We start from the raw sequence: 16,783 nt of genomic DNA on the forward strand, positions 1-16,783 counted from the left end.
GGGAGGAACGGGTTCCGTCACCCGCCTCCGACAGGAGGAACGAGGTCAGCACGGCAGCACCTCCGCCATCGGCACCGGGGACACCGGGATCGCCCGGGCGGGCTCGGGCAAGCCGAGGAGCCGGTACATCTCGGTGCGCAAGAGCGTTCCCGCGCACCCCGGCCTGGACGAAAGCAACGCGCGAACCCGCTCGGCCACGTCGATCGACTCCGCCTCACGCAGCTGGGGGAGGAGAGGACTGTCAGGTGTCCACCGCGGCGCGTGTTCGGCGATGACCGCGCTGGGTGTCCCGGGCAGCAACGCCTGGGTGCCGTCCACGGCCAAGAGCACCGGCTTGCCGATGCCGGACGCGTATCCGGTCACGGAGCCGTAGTCACCGATGACGTGGTCGGCGGCGATCAAGGCCGCTCGCCAGCTTCCTTCCGGCCGGAGGAGGGTGAGGCCGGACCGCAGACTGTCGGCCAGCCATGCCTGAACCTGCCAAAGGCTGTGGTGCGACCAGATCTGGGGGTGCAGGACTCCGAGCACCCGGAACCGTTCGGGCGGGAGCTCGCCGACCACGCGTTCGAACAGGTCGTGGTGACGTCCGAAGGCCGAGCGATCGGACCAGGTCGAGGTGACCACTACGAGACGCCGGTCGTCGGAGACGCCGAGGCCTCGCCGGTAGTGATCGCGGAAGGGAAGGCTGGCGGTGAGCCGATCCAGGGCGATGTCACCCGCGACGACGGCGGCGGGAACCGCCTGAGGGCAGGTCTCGGCGAGGACGTCCATCTCGCGGTCGTGGACGAGCACGATCGAGTCGGCGCGGACCCGCCCCTCACGCATCAACTGACCGGCCTCGAGCCCGATCTGGGGCTTCCAGCCGTGTCCGGCGCCCGGGGGCCGCCACGGCCGGTACTGGCCGAACCCGCCGCCGTGCGGGATCAGCAGCACCGGGCCGGCGACCTCGTCGATGCCACGCTGACTGGCGGCGAGGACGAGGTCGTATTCGCCGCGCCGTGCCTGGGCCCAGGGCAGGACGGTTCCGCCCTGGGCCGCGACGAAGTCGTGAGTGGCGGGCCAGGATTCCCATTCCGGCACCGTGAAGATCAGCTGGACACGGTGGTCGGCCTCGAAGAGGGGCAGCAGATCGAGGAGCCGGTTTCCCGCGACTATGTGCGGGATCATCACCAGTACGGATTTGACGCCCTTGCGTGTCGCCCAGTGCTGATCGGGACTTCCCACCGGACTGCGGACCCACGATGACTCGGTCATGACATTTCCCCTCGCTCGAACTCCGGTATCCGCAGTCAGCATGGGAGTGGGCGTGGAGAAAACGGCTTCGGCCGGTGGTCGATTCATTGACGGGTGATCAACGGTGATCGCGATAGTTTGACAATTATGGCGATGACCTGGCCTTACCTGCCGTCAAGTGGAAAAATCGTCCGGCGGGACAGGGGTGGCGAACCCGGTTCGCCATGGGGAAGGGGCGCACTCGTGGAAATCACTTTCGGAATTCTCGGGCAGACGGCCATGCTAATGCACGGGAATGTGGATGTGAACTGGGCCGCTCGTCGGCCGAGACAAGTGCTGACCGCGTTGCTCACCGCGCCGAACCGGCGTCTGCCGCTCGACGTAGTCGTGGACTGGGTGTGGGAAGAGCACGAGGGGGCGCCGCAAGACGCCCACTCCACGCTTCACCAGAATGCGACCAAGCTGCGCCAGACGTTCAACGAAAGGTCCGTGCCCGCACAAGTGAGTGTGGGCAAAGGTGGTTGCCTGCTGGAGATCGAGCCGGCGCTGATCGATCACTTCGGCTTCCAGGCCATGATGGACAAGGCCCGTCGATTCCGTGAACTGGGCCAGCATGACCGCGCGCTGAGCGAAGCGCTCTCGGCTGTCCGGTTGTGCCGGGACGACGCCCTGGCCGACCTCCGGACCGAGCGCGCCGACGGATGGCGCACCCGATGGGACCGTAGCGAGTGGATTCCGGCCAACGCGTTCGTCGTGGCGGAACAATTGGCGATCGGGCAAGCGGATGCCGCGGTGCGGAAACTGGCGGAACTCGAACAGGCTCATCCGATGGAGCTGAGCTTCGCGAAATTGAGAATTCGCGCGCTGGCCGAGGCTGATCAATCCGCCGAAGCCGCCGACTTCTTCCGGGCGATGTATGCGCGTTACCGGGAAGCGGGGGAGACGAGGGCGGCGGAAGAACTGCGGGCTGTCAACAACGACGTACTCATCCGGCCGGATCGGGTGATTTCGCGGCGTGAACCGATCACTGCCGATTCCGCTGCGCAGGCCGAGCACGTGGTACGGCATTTGCCGTCGGACGTCGACGACGTCGTGGGAAGGGGCGATCTGATCGCGCTGCTCGACGCGTACACGACCGATTCCGCCGGCGCGCCACGCCACGCCGTCGTGGTGGTGAACGGAGGCCCCGGAGTCGGGAAGACGACATTGACGGCCAAGTGGGCCCATCGTGCCGAACGGCGGTATCGGCACGGCGCGGTCATGCTGGACCTACGCGGTGACAGCCAGGCCGCGAAGGCCGATGCGGGCGAAATAGTCGACACGCTGTTGTCCTTGCTCGACTTCCCGGTCGATCAAGTGGTCAATCCGATCGCGCGCGCCGCGAAACTGAGCGCGCTGCTCACCCGGCGGTCGATGCTCGTGATCCTGGACAACGTGCGCAGTTCCGATCAGGTCGCACCGCTGCTGGGGGTGCTGTCGTCCTGCACGGTGGTGATCGTTTCACGGTGGCGGCTGAAGTCCTTGTCGGCGAAACTGACCCCGCCGGTGATCAAAGTCGATCCTCTCGGTGACAGGCATTCCGCCGCCCTGCTGACCCGGCGGATCGGGCATCGCGCGCAAGACGACGCGGAGGGGGTCGAAGAGCTGGTGTGGCTGTGTCGAGGCAACCCGCTGGCGCTGACCCTGGTGGCGGAACGTGCCGCCTCGCGGGCGGGCACGCGGGTGCGGACCTTGGCGAGCCAATTGCGTGATGTCGAGCTGTTGCTGAGCCTCGGCGACGAAGGAGACTGGCCGGGCACGAGCTTGAAGTCCGCGTTCGCTCTTTCGTATCAGGACCTCGAGCTCGCCGAGCGGCGCGTGTTCGCGCTGATCGGCCTGCATCCGAGCACCGAGATGACCAATGAGGTCATCGCTGCCGCGGACGGGCGTCCGGTGTCGGAGGTGCGACGCTCCCTCGACATACTGGCGGCCGCGCATCTTGTCGAACACCCTGCCGACCTCGATCGGTTCCGCGTACACGATCTTCTGCATTTGTACGCCGCGTCCCTGGCCGCGCAGTTGTCCGATGTGGACCTCGTGCGGCGGAGGATGTTCGAGTTCTACCTGCGCATGGTCATCGATGCCTACCGTTTGGTGTTTCCGCACAAGGAACTTCTGAGCATGCCGCCGACAGCGGCGGCGACGCCGACGCCCGGGTTCCGCACTGTCGCCGAGGCACGACAATGGGTGTTGCGGGAAAGAACTTCGATCATGGCGGTGATCGCGGCGTCAGAGGGGATCTTGAACGAGATTTCTTGTGTACTTCCGGCGATGACGACGGAATTCTTCATGTTGCAGGGAAGGTTTCCCGACGCGGTCGAAGGGTTGACCATCGCCGTCCGGGTGGCGACGGCGCAAGGTGCCGTGGGGTTGCTCGCTTCGTGTTTGAATGATTTGGCCGTCGTCCATCTGCTCATCGGCGCCGACGACGCGGCCGAACGGTGCCTGCTGCGTGCGCTCGAACTGGTCGACGCCCACGGGATCGCGGTCGGCAGCGCGACGGTCAGGCTGAACCTGGCCCGTGTGCATCTTCATGCCGGCCGAGCGGCCGAGGCGGTAGAGCGGTACCGGAGGGTGCTGCCGTCCGTTCGTGAGCTGGGCGAGCCGATGTTGTGCGCCATCGCGGAACGCCGGTTCGCTGACGCTCTGGTCGAAATGGGCGGGCATGACGAGGAGGCGCTCGGTCTGTATCGGGAGGCCCTGCGACGCTGGCGCGAGGCGGGCGATGTCACCGAGATGCTGCGGGTGCACGCCACCCTCGGGGCGTTGCTGGTCCGGCTCGGCAGGCTGGACGACGCGTCAGCGGAATGTCACGCCGGGATGGCTTTGACCGGGTCGAGCGATGACCTCCCGAGCTTGATGAAGCTCAATACGGCACTCGCGCAGCTGCGGCACGCGGAAGGCGACGACCGGGCGGCGTTGCGACACGCCAACCGCGCGGTCGATCTGGCGAATAGATCGCAGCACGCGACCGGTCAGGCGCGGGCCTTGTCGGTCCTGGCGAGGATCCTCCGCGATCATGGCAACCCCGACGAGGCACGGAAGCTGTGGCGTGACGCCGCGGAGCTGTACCGCGGCAGGGCTCGGACCGCCAGGGCCGACGCGATCGAGGCATTGCTGGCCGAACTCGACGCGCACGGGCCACTTGTCCCGATGGCTCGTGAGGGCGAGGGGGACACCGTGGCGATGCCCTCGCCGCATCTCCGGATCCTCGGTGGAGGTCGCGCCTGAGTCGCCTGGGGTTCGTACCGGTGAGTAATCACCTGAAAGTGCTAATCGGGTACTTTGAACTGCACTGAGAGTTTGTTTCGGGAGGCGCGCACCTTCTTTGGTGTTGAATATCTTTCGCATTTCTGGGGTGATATCTTGATCGCCGACCGGCGGATTCGGAGGCGTGCACTCCGGGTGCGACGGTGACCGGTTGCGTGAGGCTCGGGGCGGTCGGCGCCTGGCGCTCGAAGCCTGCGCGTGCGCAGAGTGAAAACCCACGTCCAACCTTCGTGTGACCGTTCACTGACGGCTGCTGCCCGATGGTGTTAAGGGTCGCTGTTCCGGCCCTTTCGGCCTGTGTACTCTGCCCTCGGTCACCCACAAGGTGACCCCAAAACTACGCCCGCTCGATATACGAGTAGGTTCTTCGTGATCGCAAAGATTCGACCTCGTCCAGAGTGGCCGGCATTTGCCACGAACAGGAAAGGAGTAGATGAGCACGATGAAGGGCTACATCTGGATTGTTTACGCAGCGTGACGGCTGGCGTCATTCGCTGTGGCTAGAGCCTCGGTTCCCCGGGCGCGGCGATGCCCGCCCGGGGACCGGCCCCGGAACGTCGGGCGAGGCGTGACTACGGTCGCCCTCTGGGACGAAGGACGACGCCTTCGGCGAGCAGAATCCGGCGGGTCTGGTTGTAGCTCATGCCGTGAATGTCCGCCAGCTGCCGGATGCTCCGGCCCGCCAGGTAGGCGTTGACAAGCCCCGGCGGCGTGGGCGGAAGCTGGATCTTCGGTGGCCGGAGCGTGACGCCTGCGGCCAGCAAGGCGGTCCGCGCGTTCCGGTAGCTCAACCCGAAGCGCGCAGCCAGGTTCTCGATCGTCTCGCCCTCGTTGTAGAGGCGGACGAGTTCATCCCTCGGTGAGCCGAGGTCATCCCCGTCTTCGGCGGAGCCGGTATGTTCGCCGGCGCCGCCCTCGTCTTCGGTCATCGGATCATCGCCGCCCCGCACAGCTGATCGATCGTCTTCCGATATGAGGACCCTGGTGGGCTTGGTTTCGGCCCGATCCTCCAGCCAAGAGCACGGAGTCTCGGACTCACACCGCCAAGCGAGCACTTCATCCGAATGAGATGGCTTTCGTCGGTGTGTCGCCGGCGACGCGCGGTGTACATGGTCTCCATTCCATGATTGCTTCGATGCATCTCGATAGCTCGAAGGTGGCGGCTCATCGACGGAAACAAACCGACGAAAAGCTCGCGGATGGAGGTACCGCCGCTGCTCCGGCCGCTGTTGAATTGGACCAGACCATTCATCGGTGATTGGAGTCCACATGACGCGACGGCACCTACGCCGGGGGTTGTCCCTGGTGGCCGGGCTCGCCTTGGCCGGAGCGCTGCTCCCGGCCGCGAGCAGCGCGGAACCCCGGGAAGGGCGGGGTGTCCCGCTCGGCGAGCTGACCGCCACGGCGACCCAGGTCGCGTCCGGCCTGGTGAACCCCACCGCGATCACGGCGCTCAACGACGGGAGCGGCCGGATCCTCGTCGTGGAGAAGAGGGGCGTCGTCCGCGCCTACCATCCCAGGACCGGGCTCGCCGCCAAACCGTTCCTGGACATCAGCGCCAAAGTGAACGGTGCGGACGTCGAACGCGGGCTGCTCGGGCTGGCGATCGCCAAGGACAAGCGGGTCTACGTCGCGTACACCCGCAAGTCCGACAGCGCGGTGACCCTGTCGCGGGTCCGGCCGGACACCGGCGAGCTCACCGAGCTGATCACCCAGCCGCATTCCGAGTTCCCCAACCACAACGGCGGCCAGCTGGCGTTCGGCCCCGACGGATACCTGTACTGGGGGATCGGCGACGGCGGCGGCGGGGGCGATCCGCTGGCCAGCGGGCAGCGGCTGGACACGCTGCTGGGCAAGATCCTGCGCGTCGACGTCAACCGCGCGTGCCGTCCGCTGCGGTACTGCGTCCCGGCGGGCAACCCGTTCGCCGGTGTCGCGGGCGCGCGGGCGGAGATCTGGTCGTACGGGCTGCGCAACCCGTGGCGCTTCTCCTTCGACCCGGCCGACGGCTCGCTGTGGATCGGCGACGTCGGGCAGGGCCGGTTCGAGGAGGTCGACCACCTCGCCGCGGGCAAGGGCGGCGCGAACTTCGGCTGGTCCTGCAAGGAGGGGCCGGTCGTGTTCGATCAGACGCGGTGCAAGGACGGCGCGACGTTCACCGACCCGGTCTTCCACTACATCTCCGGCGCGGAGGGCTGCGCGGTCATCGGCGGGCACGTCTACCGCGGCAAGAAGTACGCCTCGCTGGCGGGCGGCACCTACGTCGCCACCGACTTCTGCCAGGGCACGGCGTGGGCCGTCCGCAAGAAGGCCGACGGCACTTACGAAAGCGCCCGGATCGGCGAGTTCCCGCTCGACGCCACCACGTTCGGCACCGACCAGTACGGCGAGCTGTACCTGGCCGACGAAACGCCGGGCGGACTGCACCGGATCTCGTTCGCGCGCAAGAGCTGACCCCGGGTCCTCGGCCGCGTCCGCCCGGCGCGGCCGGGGGCTCACCCCATGCGGGGCAGCCGGATTTCAACCGTCCAGCCGCCGTCCGGCGCCGGGCCCGCCTGCGCCGACCCGCCCAGCGCGGTCGCCCGTTCCCGCATCCCGACCAGTCCCATCCCGCCGCCGGTGTCCGGCGCCGCGCGTCGTCCGGCAGGGCCGTTCGTGACGACGAGCGTGACCGTTTCCGATGAGAACACGAGTTTCACCGCGCGTCCGGTGCCGGGCGCGTGTTTGGCCGCGTTCGTCAGCGCCTCCTGCGCCGCGCGGACCAGGGTGTGCGCGACGCCGCCGCCGAGCGGTCCGGCGGAGCCTTCGACCTCGAACGGCACCAGCTCTCCCGCGCACAGGGCGGCCAGGGTGTCCTCCAGCGGCAGGGCGCCCTCGCGCAGTTCGTGCACCGCCTGCCGCATCCGCCCGATACCGTCCACCGCCAGTGACCGCGCGCGGCGCACGGCCTCGCCGGCTTCCGCGTCCCTGCCCTTCGTGCCGAGGGCGTCGGCCATGTCGAGTTGCAGGGCGATCCCGGTCAGCGAGTGGCCGAGGACGTCGTGCAGTTCCCGCGCGATCCGCGTCCGCTCCAGCAGCGCGGCCTCCCGCGACTCGGAGGCGGCGGCCCGCCGGGCTTCGGAGGCGGCGCGTTCGGCGTTGAAGAGCGCGTTACGCCGGTCTCGGCGGGCGATGCCCAGCAGCACCGGCAGGCCCACCGAAAGCGCGAGCCACCACGGCCAGTCGTCTGCCGCCGGAGTCACCGCGCCGACCACGGCGACCGCCACGGCACAGCAGACGGCGTCGAGTACCGCGATCCAGATCGCCGCGGTGCGGGAGGCGAGTTTGATCCCGGCGACCGCGGCGGCGAGGTAGGCGAACATCGGCGCGAAGGTCTGCGGGGCCAAGGCGAGGAGCACGGCCGCGGAGACGGCGTATCCGCTCGCGAGGGTGGTCTGCGTCCGCGCCGGAATCCGGTTCCAGGGCATGAGCGAGACCACGGCGAAGAGCGCGACGACGAAGAAGAGCGCCGTCGTCCAAGGACGGAAATGGACTTCATGGGTGAAGATCCTGACCCCGGTCACCCCGATCGCCGCCGTGATCAGGACGGGCCGGATCAGCCTGTCGGCGATCCGTTCGCGGCGTAGCACCGTCGCGCTTCCGGTCATCGATGCTCCCTGGGTGGAGACGGTTCTCCACCCGAAGATACGGCCGCCGCCGCACGACTTCCCGCGATCACCGCCCTAGCGTCGGAGTGTCTTCGAAAACCGGCCCGAGGGGGTAAACATGAGCACACCTGTCGAAATAGTCCTGATCGTCGCCGCCGTCGGATACATCCTGATCCGGCGACTGGCCGGGGACGTCGCCGAGGCCAAGCGGATGCTGCTGCTGCCCGCGATCCTCGCCGTGATCGGGCTGTCCGATGTGGACGACAGCGTGAAATCCGCGACCGCGGTGGTGTTCCTGGTCGTCACCCTCGCGGTGAGTGTCCTGTTCGGAGTGCTGCGGGGCGTGAGCATCCGGCTCTACCGGCAAGACGGTGTCGCGCACATGCGCTACACCTGGCTCACGATCGTGCTGTGGGCGCTGAACGTGGCCGCCAAGGTCGGCGCGAACCTGCTGCTGGGCCTGATCACCGGAGTCCCCTCCGGCGGGAACAGTGTCATGCTGACCATCGGCGTGGGCATGCTCGTGGAGGGTGTCGTGGTACTCGCCAGGGCGATGCGCACCGACAGCCGTATCGTCTGGAAGAAGGGCGAGGACGGCAAGGCGCACACCACCTCTCCCTTCCTCGACGATCTGCAGGCCAGGATGACCCGACGTTGACCGGAGGTGCCGAGGTGACCGTCTCGCTCGTTGTCGTCGACGACCAGGCGTCCGTGCGGGAAGCCCTCGCGGTGATGCTCGACCTCGCCGACGGCCTCACCGTCGTCGCGACGGCCACCAACGGCGAGGAGGCCCTCGCCGCGGTCTCCCGGCACACGCCGGACGTCGTGCTGATGGACCTCCACATGCCGGTGCTGAACGGCGTCGAGGCGACCGGCCGGATCAAGGCCGCGGCGCCGGAGGTCCAGGTCGTGGTGCTGACCAGTCTCGACGACGACGAATCGATCCTCGCCGCGCTCGAAGCCGGTGCGAGCGGGTACCTGACCAAGGAAGCCGACCGGGCGAAGATCGAACAGGCCGTGCGCACCGCCGCCGACGGGCAGGTCGTGCTCGCCCCGGAGGTCCAGCGACGGCTCCTCACCCTCGCGTCACGCCGGGTCCGTGCGGCGGACGAGGGCGACCGGTTCGGGTTCACCTCGCGGGAGACGGAGATCCTCGGGCTGATCGGCGAGGGCCTGCGCAATCCGGAGATCGCCGCGCGGTTGGTGATCAGCGAGGCCACCGTCAAGACCCACATCAACAACCTGTTCGCGAAAGCGGGCTTCCACTCGCGCGCCGAAGCCGTCCGGTACGCGCTGAGCGCCCCGCCTCCCGCGCCCTACCGTTTCACCTGATCGCGTTTCATCAAGTTTTCATCATCCCTCCCTAGCGTGACGTCGTCTGGTGAATTCAGCGATGGAGGCGACGTGGAGCACTCATTCCCACCCCAAGGCGCGCAGTGGCCGCCGCCGCAGGGCTGGGTACCCCAACCGGCCCCGGCGCCGCCCGTCCGGAAACCCCGGCGGTGGCTGCTGTTCGGCGGGATCGCGGGGCTGGTGCTGGTGCTCCTCGCCGGACTGACCACCTGGCTGCTGTGGCCCTCGAAAGCCGGTCGCGAGCCCTTCGAGCAGGCACTGGCGGCGCTGTCCTCGGCACCGGCGGTCCGGAACAGCACCTCCGCGGTCGGCGGGATGATCAAGACGGACGTCAAGACCACCGCGTTCGGCGAGACGTCCGGCACGATGTCCTTCCAGGGCAGGAAGATCGAGATCCTGGTCGTCGGCGGCAAGGTCTACTTCAAGGCGCCCGACGGCATGCTGCCCGGGTCGCGAGCGGACTCGTCCGAAGCCGAGGACCTCAAGGACCGGTGGATCACCGGCGAGGACGCGTTGTTCGGCCCGGTCGTGCAGCAGTTCGAGTCCCCGGAGAAACTCGCCGGCCGCCTGCGCGAGGCGCTGGAACGGGCGAAGGAGATCGAGGACGACCAGAACGAGACCGTCCGTGACGTCCCGGCGATCAAGGCGAGCACGCCCGCCGGTGTCCTGTACGTCTCGAAGGAAGCGCCGCATCGGCTGCTCCGCTACTCCGTGAGCGTGCCCGGCGGGACGCCGTCGGTCCCGAAGCTCCCGACGATGCCCGACGCGGAATCGCGGCCCCAGATGCCTTCCGGCGCCGCCCTCGGTGAGTCCGATGTGGACGCTTTGTCGCCCGAAGAGACCGACGCCGTCTACGAAGACCTGACGTCGAACACCAAGAAACTGTCCAACGCCGTCGACACCGGTGTGCGGTTCGACATGGACGGCGCGGCCACGGTCGCGTGCAGCGCCTCGGGCTGCACGGTGACCGCGAACGTGTCCAACTCCGCGTCGGCGAACAGCGGCGGGAAGGTCACCGGCCAGGTCAACGCCACGATGACCGCGAACGTGACCATCGGCGGCCGCTCGGCGGGCAGTTGCCGGAACACGGCGACCCTGCCGCTGAACGGCTCGGGCTCGATCAGCTGTGTCAACGGCGGGGCGGGCGGGGTCTTCGCGGCCGTCGAAGCGGAGAAGAAGGCGGACGCGGAAGCGCAGTCGCGGGCCTCGGGCGGGGTGCCGGTCCAGTACCGGATCGAGAGCATCGCATCGGTTTCCGTGGTGGCCGAAGCGATCGGGCAGGTCGAGATCACCCGGCTCGTCGACGAGCTGACGGAGCGGCGGTCGAAGCTCGGCGGCAAGTGACCTGGGAAACTGCCGGAATGGAGTACATCAAGATCGTTCCGGAGCCGACGGGGTTCTTCCTCGACCCCACCGCCTACCTGGAGCGCTTGCCGGGCCTGGCGGCCGAACTGCCGCCGGGTGCGGCCCGGTTCGCCACCGACCCGGACCACTACAGCTTCTTCGGCGACCGCTGCGTCAAGGATCTGCACCTCGTCTCGGTCGACTTCGCGCGGGAGAACCGGGAACTGGCGGTCATCGCCCGGTTCTCCTGGCACGAAGGCACTCCCGTGGTCCTCACCATCACTTACGACCGTGTCGGAGAACTGCGTCTCGAGTCCGGTGAGGGGCCGGTCCAGCTCGACGAGACCCTGCCGCACGAGCGGGGCTGCCGTCACGAGATCCAGCTGATCGGCGGGTCGATCGTGGTGGTCTGCGCCGATTTCGAGGCGGTTTGGAGTCACCAGGGGAGCGGCCCCGAGTCGTCGAAGTAGCCGCCGGTCGGGCCGTCCGGTCCGATCGAGGCCATCCGGACGATGATCTCGGCGCCCTCCTCGACGGTCTGATGCCCCGACCGTCCATTGAGGTCGGTCGCGGTGTAGCCCGGCTCGACGGCGTTGATCCGCATCCCGGGGAACGCCTTGGCGTACTGGATGGTGAGCACGTTGACCGCGGCCTTCGACGCCGGGTACGCCACGCCTGGATAGGCGTACGACGGCGAGTCGGGCATGGTCAGCCCGGTGAGGGAGGCGAGGCCGCTGCTGACGTTGACCACCACGGGTGCGGCGGAGCGCCGCAGCAGCGGCAGGAACGCGTGCGTCACCCGGGCGGTGCCGTACACGTTGGTCTCGAAGGTCGTGCGCAGCTCGTCCGCCGTCAGCTCGGCAGCGCCGAGCATGGGCCGGTTTTCCACGCCCGCGTTGTTGACCAGGACGTCCAGCCCGCCCTCGGCCTCGATGGTCTTCGCGGCCGCCTCGACGGACGCGTCGTCGGTGACGTCGAGCAAGACCAGGCGTGCGCCCAGTTCTTTCGCGGCGCGGCGGCCGCGTTCGGCGTCGCGGCTGCCCAGGTAGACGGTGTGGCCGTCGGCGATGAGGCGACGGGCGGTCTCACGGCCGAGGCCCTTGTTGGCCCCGGTGATCAGTGTCGTGGTCATGGGATCAGCGTCGTCCCGGTGAGACCCGGACAACCAGTCGACCGATCTTCCTGGGACTCGCGGTACCAGGCACCTCCCGGGGGATCGGGGCAGACTGGCGGGCATGGCGGCGACGGAATTCGGGCGGGCGGTACGACGCTGGCGCGACCGCGTCTCCCCGGCGGACGTCGGCCTGCCCGAGGGCGGTCAGCGGCGCGCGGCCGGCCTGCGCCGCGAGGAACTGGCCATGCTGGCGGGGATCTCCGTCGACTACGTGACCCGGCTGGAACAAGGCCGCGCGTCGCATCCGTCCGATCAGGTCGTCGAGGCGCTGGCGAGGGCGCTTCGGCTCTCCGCGCCCGAACGAGCCCACCTGTTCGGTCTCGCCGGGCTGGCGGTGCCGGGACCGGACGTCGCCTCCGCGTACCTCACGCCCGGTGTCCAGCGGCTGATCGACCGGATGACCGGGATTCCCGTCGCGGTGTTCGACGCCACCTGGACGCTCCTGTCGGCGAACCCGCCGTACGCCGCCCTGATGGGTGATCCGTCCCAGGTGCGCGGATTCGAGCGCAACGCCGTCTGGCGGCACTTCCTCGGCGAGGGCACGCGTGCCCGGCACACCCCGGAATCCTTGCGGACCTTCGAAGCCGTCCTCGTCGCGGACCTGCGCTCGGCGGCCGCCCGCTACTCGGCCGATCAGCGGCTCACCCGGCTGATCGCGGAACTGCGCGGCGGGAGCCCGCGGTTCGCGCGGCTGTGGGATTCCGGTGCCGTCGGACGGCACGAGTCCGCACGCAAGATCATCGACCATCCTTCGGTCGGGCCGGTCGAACTCGACTGCGACGTGCTGACCGTCGAAGGCTGCGACCTGCACATCATGGTCTACACGGCCGAACCCGGCTCCGAAGCCGCCGAGCGGCTCGCGCTGCTCACCGTGCTCGGGACGCAATCCCTGACCGGATGAAAGAACAGCGCCGGGCGAACGGCTTCGATGCCGCGCGCCCGGCGCTTTCGCGTCCCGTTTTGTTCGGGTCAGTCCGTGGTGATTCAGTCCGTTCCGTATTCGATCGCGGCGTGGTCGAGCAGCTCGTCGTCGCCCGAAGCCTTGCCGCGTGAGGCGATCACCTGCGCGCCGCCCGCGTCCATCGCGCCGATCAGCCCGGTCGACGCGGCCTGCGCGGCGCCGATCAGCGTCGGGTGCCCGCCGCCGACCATGCCGAGCCCGGCGTACTGCTCGAGCTTGGCGCGCGAGTCGGCGATGTCGAGGTTCCGCATGGTGAGCTGGCCGATCCGGTCCACCGGGCCGAACGCCGAGTCCTCGGTGCGCTCCATCGACAGCTTGTCCGGGTGGTAGCTGAAGAAAGGACCGTTGGTGTCGAGGATCGAGTAGTCCTCGCCGCGCCGCAGCCGCAGGGTGACCTCGCCGGTGACGGCCGCGCCGACCCAGCGCTGCAGCGACTCGCGCAGCATCATGGCCTGCGGGTCCAGCCAGCGGCCTTCGTACATCAGCCTGCCGAGACGACGGCCTTCGTTGTGGTAGCTGGCGAGGGTGTCCTCGTTGTGGATCGCGTTGACGAGCCGCTCGTACGCCGCGTGCAGCAGCGCCATGCCCGGCGCCTCGTAGATCCCGCGGCTCTTGGCCTCGATGATCCGGTTCTCGATCTGGTCGGACATGCCGAGCCCGTGCCGCCCGCCGATGGCGTTGGCCTCCAGGACCAGGTCGACCGCGGTGGCGAACTCCTTGCCGTTGATCGTCACCGGGCGGCCCTGCTCGAAGCCGATCGTGACGTCCTCGGGCGCGATCTCGACCTCGGGGTCCCAGAACCGGACGCCCATGATCGGGTTGACGATCTCGATGCCGGTGTCGAGGTGTTCGAGCGACTTGGCCTCGTGGGTCGCGCCCCAGATGTTCGCGTCCGTCGAGTAGGCCTTCTCGGTGCTGTCCCGGTAGGGGAGCCCGTGGCCCTGCAGCCACTCGGACATCTCCTTGCGGCCGCCGAGCTCGCTGACGAACGCGGCGTCCAGCCACGGCTTGTAGATCCGCAGGGACGGGTTCGCGAGCAGGCCGTAGCGGTAGAACCGCTCGATGTCGTTGCCCTTGAAGGTGGAGCCGTCGCCCCAGATCTGGACGTCGTCCTCGAGCATCGCGCGCACCAGCAGCGTGCCGGTGACCGCGCGGCCGAGCGGGGTCGTGTTGAAGTAGGTGCGGCCGCCGTTGCGGATGTGGAAGGCGCCGCAGGCCAGCGCCGCGAGCCCTTCCTCGACCAGCGCGGCCTTGCAGTCGACGGCCCGCGCGATCTCGGCACCGTAGGCCTTCGCCCGGCCCGGGACCGACGCGATGTCGGGTTCGTCGTATTGGCCGATGTCAGCGGTGTAGGTGCACGGCACCGCACCCTTCTCGCGCATCCACGCGACCGCTACGGAGGTGTCGAGGCCGCCGGAGAAGGCGATCCCGACGCGTTCGCCGACAGGCAGAGAGGTGAGTACCTTGGACATGATGGAAGTATATGCATAGGAGTGTATGACCATGCAAGCCGGGGTGGGCAGGGCAACCCGGGTGGGTGGTCCCGGTGGTCGTGAGTGGCGATTCGGGTTTCTAGCCAAGGGTGCCCTAGGTACCTACTGGATTTTGCGTGCGAGTGTTCGCAAGTTCGCGACACCCGGGCTGGCTGGCGAGGCCCTCGCAACGCCTGCCACGCCACTGCCGCCCTTGGCTCGTCCCTGCGGTACATGAAGGCCCCCTTCCTTGCGCCTAGGTACAGGAAGGGGTCCTTCATGTACTCGGGAAAGGGGTCCTTTGCGCGCCGCCGTCCGTGACTGCCGGGGCTGGCGGGTGTCGCTGAGGCTTCGGAGGCGATCGCGTAGTCCGTGAAGGCCTCCTTCACTACCTTCAGGGTAGGCAAGGAGGCCTTCACGGACCTGCAACCAACTCCAGTCGCAACCGGCAGGTACCTGAGACCCCTTTGGCTCTAACCCGAATCGCCACTCACGACCAGCCGGAGCGACACCCGAAGCAGGCACATGGGCGGGCAGGCAACCCCCTCCTGATGCCTCCAGGGCGTACGTCCACTATGGACTTCAGGGACCGTGTCCCTTTTGTGACCTGTCCGCGAGCGCCTCCGCCACGAATACCGGGTGACGCCCGTTGTGAAATCAGCGATTTTCCTTACGGGAAAAGAAAACCAGTCCGTCCCGCCATCGGCCACGAATACCCGGCATGAAGACTTCGCGAGCCGATCGGGAACCACGCCTCCCCTTCTTCGGGGCGGCGCTGATCGGTGTCGTGGCCCTCGCCGCGGCACTGGCGGCCGGACATCTGGTGGCCGGGTTCATCAGCCTCAACGCCTCGCCGTACCTGGCGGTCGGCAACGGGGCGATCGACCTGACCCCGGTGGAATTGAAGGATTTCGCGGTCCGGACGTTCGGGGTCTACGACAAGCTCGTGCTGCTCGGCGGGATGGCCGTGGTGATGGTGCTCGCCGCCGCGGCGGCGGGGATCGCCTCGCGCCGGTCACCCGTTCCGGGGATCGTGCTGATCGCGGCCTTCGGGTTGCTGGGCGGTTTCGCCGTGTCGCAGCGGCCCGACCTCACCGCGGTGGCCCTGCTCGCGCCGCTGGCCAGTCTTATCGCCGGAGTCGGCGTCTTCTTCTGGCTGCACCGGCTGGCCGCGGCCAGGTCGCGCGTCACCGACGAGACCCCCGGTGGGGCTCCGTCCCGCCGGTCGGTGTTGCTGGCCGGAGCCGGGGCCGTCGTGGCCGCGGGTGCGGCGGGCGCCGGTGGACAGCTGATCTCCGGGACACGGGACGCGGAGTCTTCCCGTGCCGCCATCGGGCGGCTCGTGCCCGCCGAGGCGGCGCCGCCGATCCCGGCCGACGCGGATTTCGCCAAACTGGGCACGCCGACCTTCCTCACCTCGAACCGTGACTTCTACCGCGTCGACACCGCGTTGTCGCTGCCGCAGGTCCGGGCCGAGGACTGGAGTCTCCGGCTGCACGGCATGGTGCGCAACGAAAAGCGGTTCAGCTACGACGACATCCGGAACCGCCCGCTGATCGAGCGCACGATCACCATGACGTGCGTGTCCAACGAGGTAGGCGGGACCTACGTCTCCACGGCGAACTTCATCGGCGTGGACCTCGGGGATCTGTTGAGGGAGGCCGAGGTCCTGCCCGGTGCCGAGCAGATCTTCTCCACCAGCGTCGACGGCTGGACGGCGGGCAGCCCGGTCGTGGCCGCGCTCGATCCGGAGCGGGGAGCGATGCTGGCGATCGGGATGAACGGGGAACCGCTGCCGGTCGAACACGGTTTTCCCGCCCGAATGGTCATCCCGGGTCTCTATGGCTATGTTTCGGCGACGAAATGGGTCAAAGACCTGGAGATCACCACCTGGAAAGCACGCCGCGCGTACTGGCTCGATCGCGGCTGGGGCGAACAGGCCCCGATCAAAACGCAGTCCAGGATCGACAGTCCGAAAGGATTCGAAACGGTACCCGCAGGCAAGGTCCGGATCTCGGGTGTCGCCTGGGCGCAGCGCACCGGTGTCGAGCGGGTCGAAGTCCGGCTCAGTGCGAACGGGAATTGGCAGCCCGCAACGCTTTCCCGCGAGGTGGGTCTCAACACCTGGCGGATGTGGTGGACCGAATTCGACGTTCCGGCGGGCAGTCACCAGGTCACCGTCCGCGCGGTCGACAAATCCGGCTACACCCAGACCGACGCGCGTGCCGGAACCGTTCCGGACGGAGCGACGGGCTGGCATGTCATCAGTTTCACCGCACGGTGATCGGCG

The 16,783-nt window shown here is 68.4% G+C and carries 13 protein-coding genes; 8 read left to right on the top strand and 5 right to left on the bottom strand.

All coding sequences use genetic code 11. The annotated features are described in order from the left end of the window. Window positions 1-45: 45 nt before the first annotated feature. On the bottom strand, window positions 46-1,254 hold the full coding sequence (locus BKN51_RS03050) for a hypothetical protein (protein WP_101606164.1): 1,209 nt from the start codon (window positions 1,252-1,254) through the stop codon (window positions 46-48). Window positions 1,255-1,734: 480 nt separating this feature from the next. On the opposite strand from BKN51_RS03050, the gene BKN51_RS03055 reads away from it, so the two are divergent. Beyond that, window positions 1,735-4,503, top strand: a complete 2,769-nt coding sequence (locus tag BKN51_RS03055; RefSeq protein WP_158255854.1) for a tetratricopeptide repeat protein — start codon at window positions 1,735-1,737, stop codon at window positions 4,501-4,503. 611 nt (window positions 4,504-5,114) lie between these two features. Here the strand turns inward: BKN51_RS03055 and BKN51_RS03060 are convergent. Continuing rightward, window positions 5,115-5,471, bottom strand: coding sequence for a helix-turn-helix domain-containing protein (locus tag BKN51_RS03060; RefSeq protein ID WP_174720387.1), 357 nt, complete (start codon window positions 5,469-5,471; stop codon window positions 5,115-5,117). A 340-nt stretch (window positions 5,472-5,811) separates the two neighbouring features. On the opposite strand from BKN51_RS03060, the gene BKN51_RS03065 reads away from it, so the two are divergent. After that, complete coding sequence (locus tag BKN51_RS03065) at window positions 5,812-6,996, top strand: PQQ-dependent sugar dehydrogenase (protein WP_101606166.1); 1,185 nt, start codon at window positions 5,812-5,814, stop codon at window positions 6,994-6,996. Window positions 6,997-7,037: 41 nt separating this feature from the next. On the opposite strand, the gene BKN51_RS03070 is transcribed toward BKN51_RS03065, so the two are convergent. Continuing rightward, window positions 7,038-8,189 (bottom strand): sensor histidine kinase, encoded by a 1,152-nt coding sequence (locus BKN51_RS03070; protein ID WP_101606167.1) that lies wholly within the window; start codon window positions 8,187-8,189, stop codon window positions 7,038-7,040. A 118-nt stretch (window positions 8,190-8,307) separates the two neighbouring features. Between BKN51_RS03070 and BKN51_RS03075 the strand changes: the two genes are divergently transcribed. The 4 genes from BKN51_RS03075 to BKN51_RS03090 all read left to right on the top strand — a co-directional run bounded on the left by BKN51_RS03075 (window position 8,308) and on the right by BKN51_RS03090 (window position 11,356). After that, complete coding sequence (locus BKN51_RS03075) at window positions 8,308-8,847, top strand: DUF1453 domain-containing protein (protein WP_101606168.1); 540 nt, start codon at window positions 8,308-8,310, stop codon at window positions 8,845-8,847. Window positions 8,848-8,861: 14 nt separating this feature from the next. After that, on the top strand, window positions 8,862-9,521 hold the full coding sequence (locus BKN51_RS03080) for a response regulator (protein WP_101606169.1): 660 nt from the start codon (window positions 8,862-8,864) through the stop codon (window positions 9,519-9,521). A gap of 72 nt (window positions 9,522-9,593) precedes the next feature. Beyond that, the gene (locus tag BKN51_RS03085) at window positions 9,594-10,886 is read left to right on the top strand and encodes an SON protein (RefSeq protein ID WP_233224300.1); all 1,293 of its coding nucleotides are present in this window, start codon (window positions 9,594-9,596) and stop codon (window positions 10,884-10,886) included. Between the two features lie 17 nt (window positions 10,887-10,903). Then, entirely contained in the window at window positions 10,904-11,356 is a 453-nt protein-coding gene (locus tag BKN51_RS03090) for a hypothetical protein (protein WP_101606171.1), read from the top strand. Here BKN51_RS03090 and BKN51_RS03095 read toward each other — a convergent pair. Beyond that, window positions 11,323-12,018, bottom strand: coding sequence for an SDR family oxidoreductase (locus BKN51_RS03095; RefSeq protein ID WP_101606172.1), 696 nt, complete (start codon window positions 12,016-12,018; stop codon window positions 11,323-11,325). The genes BKN51_RS03090 and BKN51_RS03095 overlap by 34 nt on opposite strands. A gap of 103 nt (window positions 12,019-12,121) precedes the next feature. On the opposite strand from BKN51_RS03095, the gene BKN51_RS03100 reads away from it, so the two are divergent. Further along, on the top strand, window positions 12,122-12,961 hold the full coding sequence (locus BKN51_RS03100) for a helix-turn-helix transcriptional regulator (RefSeq protein ID WP_101606173.1): 840 nt from the start codon (window positions 12,122-12,124) through the stop codon (window positions 12,959-12,961). A gap of 83 nt (window positions 12,962-13,044) precedes the next feature. On the opposite strand, the gene argG is transcribed toward BKN51_RS03100, so the two are convergent. Continuing rightward, the gene (argG, locus tag BKN51_RS03105; protein ID WP_101606174.1) at window positions 13,045-14,493 is read right to left on the bottom strand and encodes an argininosuccinate synthase; all 1,449 of its coding nucleotides are present in this window, start codon (window positions 14,491-14,493) and stop codon (window positions 13,045-13,047) included. 721 nt (window positions 14,494-15,214) lie between these two features. Between argG and BKN51_RS03110 the strand changes: the two genes are divergently transcribed. Further along, window positions 15,215-16,777 (top strand): molybdopterin-dependent oxidoreductase, encoded by a 1,563-nt coding sequence (locus tag BKN51_RS03110; RefSeq protein ID WP_168214246.1) that lies wholly within the window; start codon window positions 15,215-15,217, stop codon window positions 16,775-16,777. Window positions 16,778-16,783: the final 6 nt, after the last annotated feature.

This window comes from Amycolatopsis sp. BJA-103 (genome assembly GCF_002849735.1).
GTDB lineage: Bacteria > Actinomycetota > Actinomycetes > Mycobacteriales > Pseudonocardiaceae > Amycolatopsis.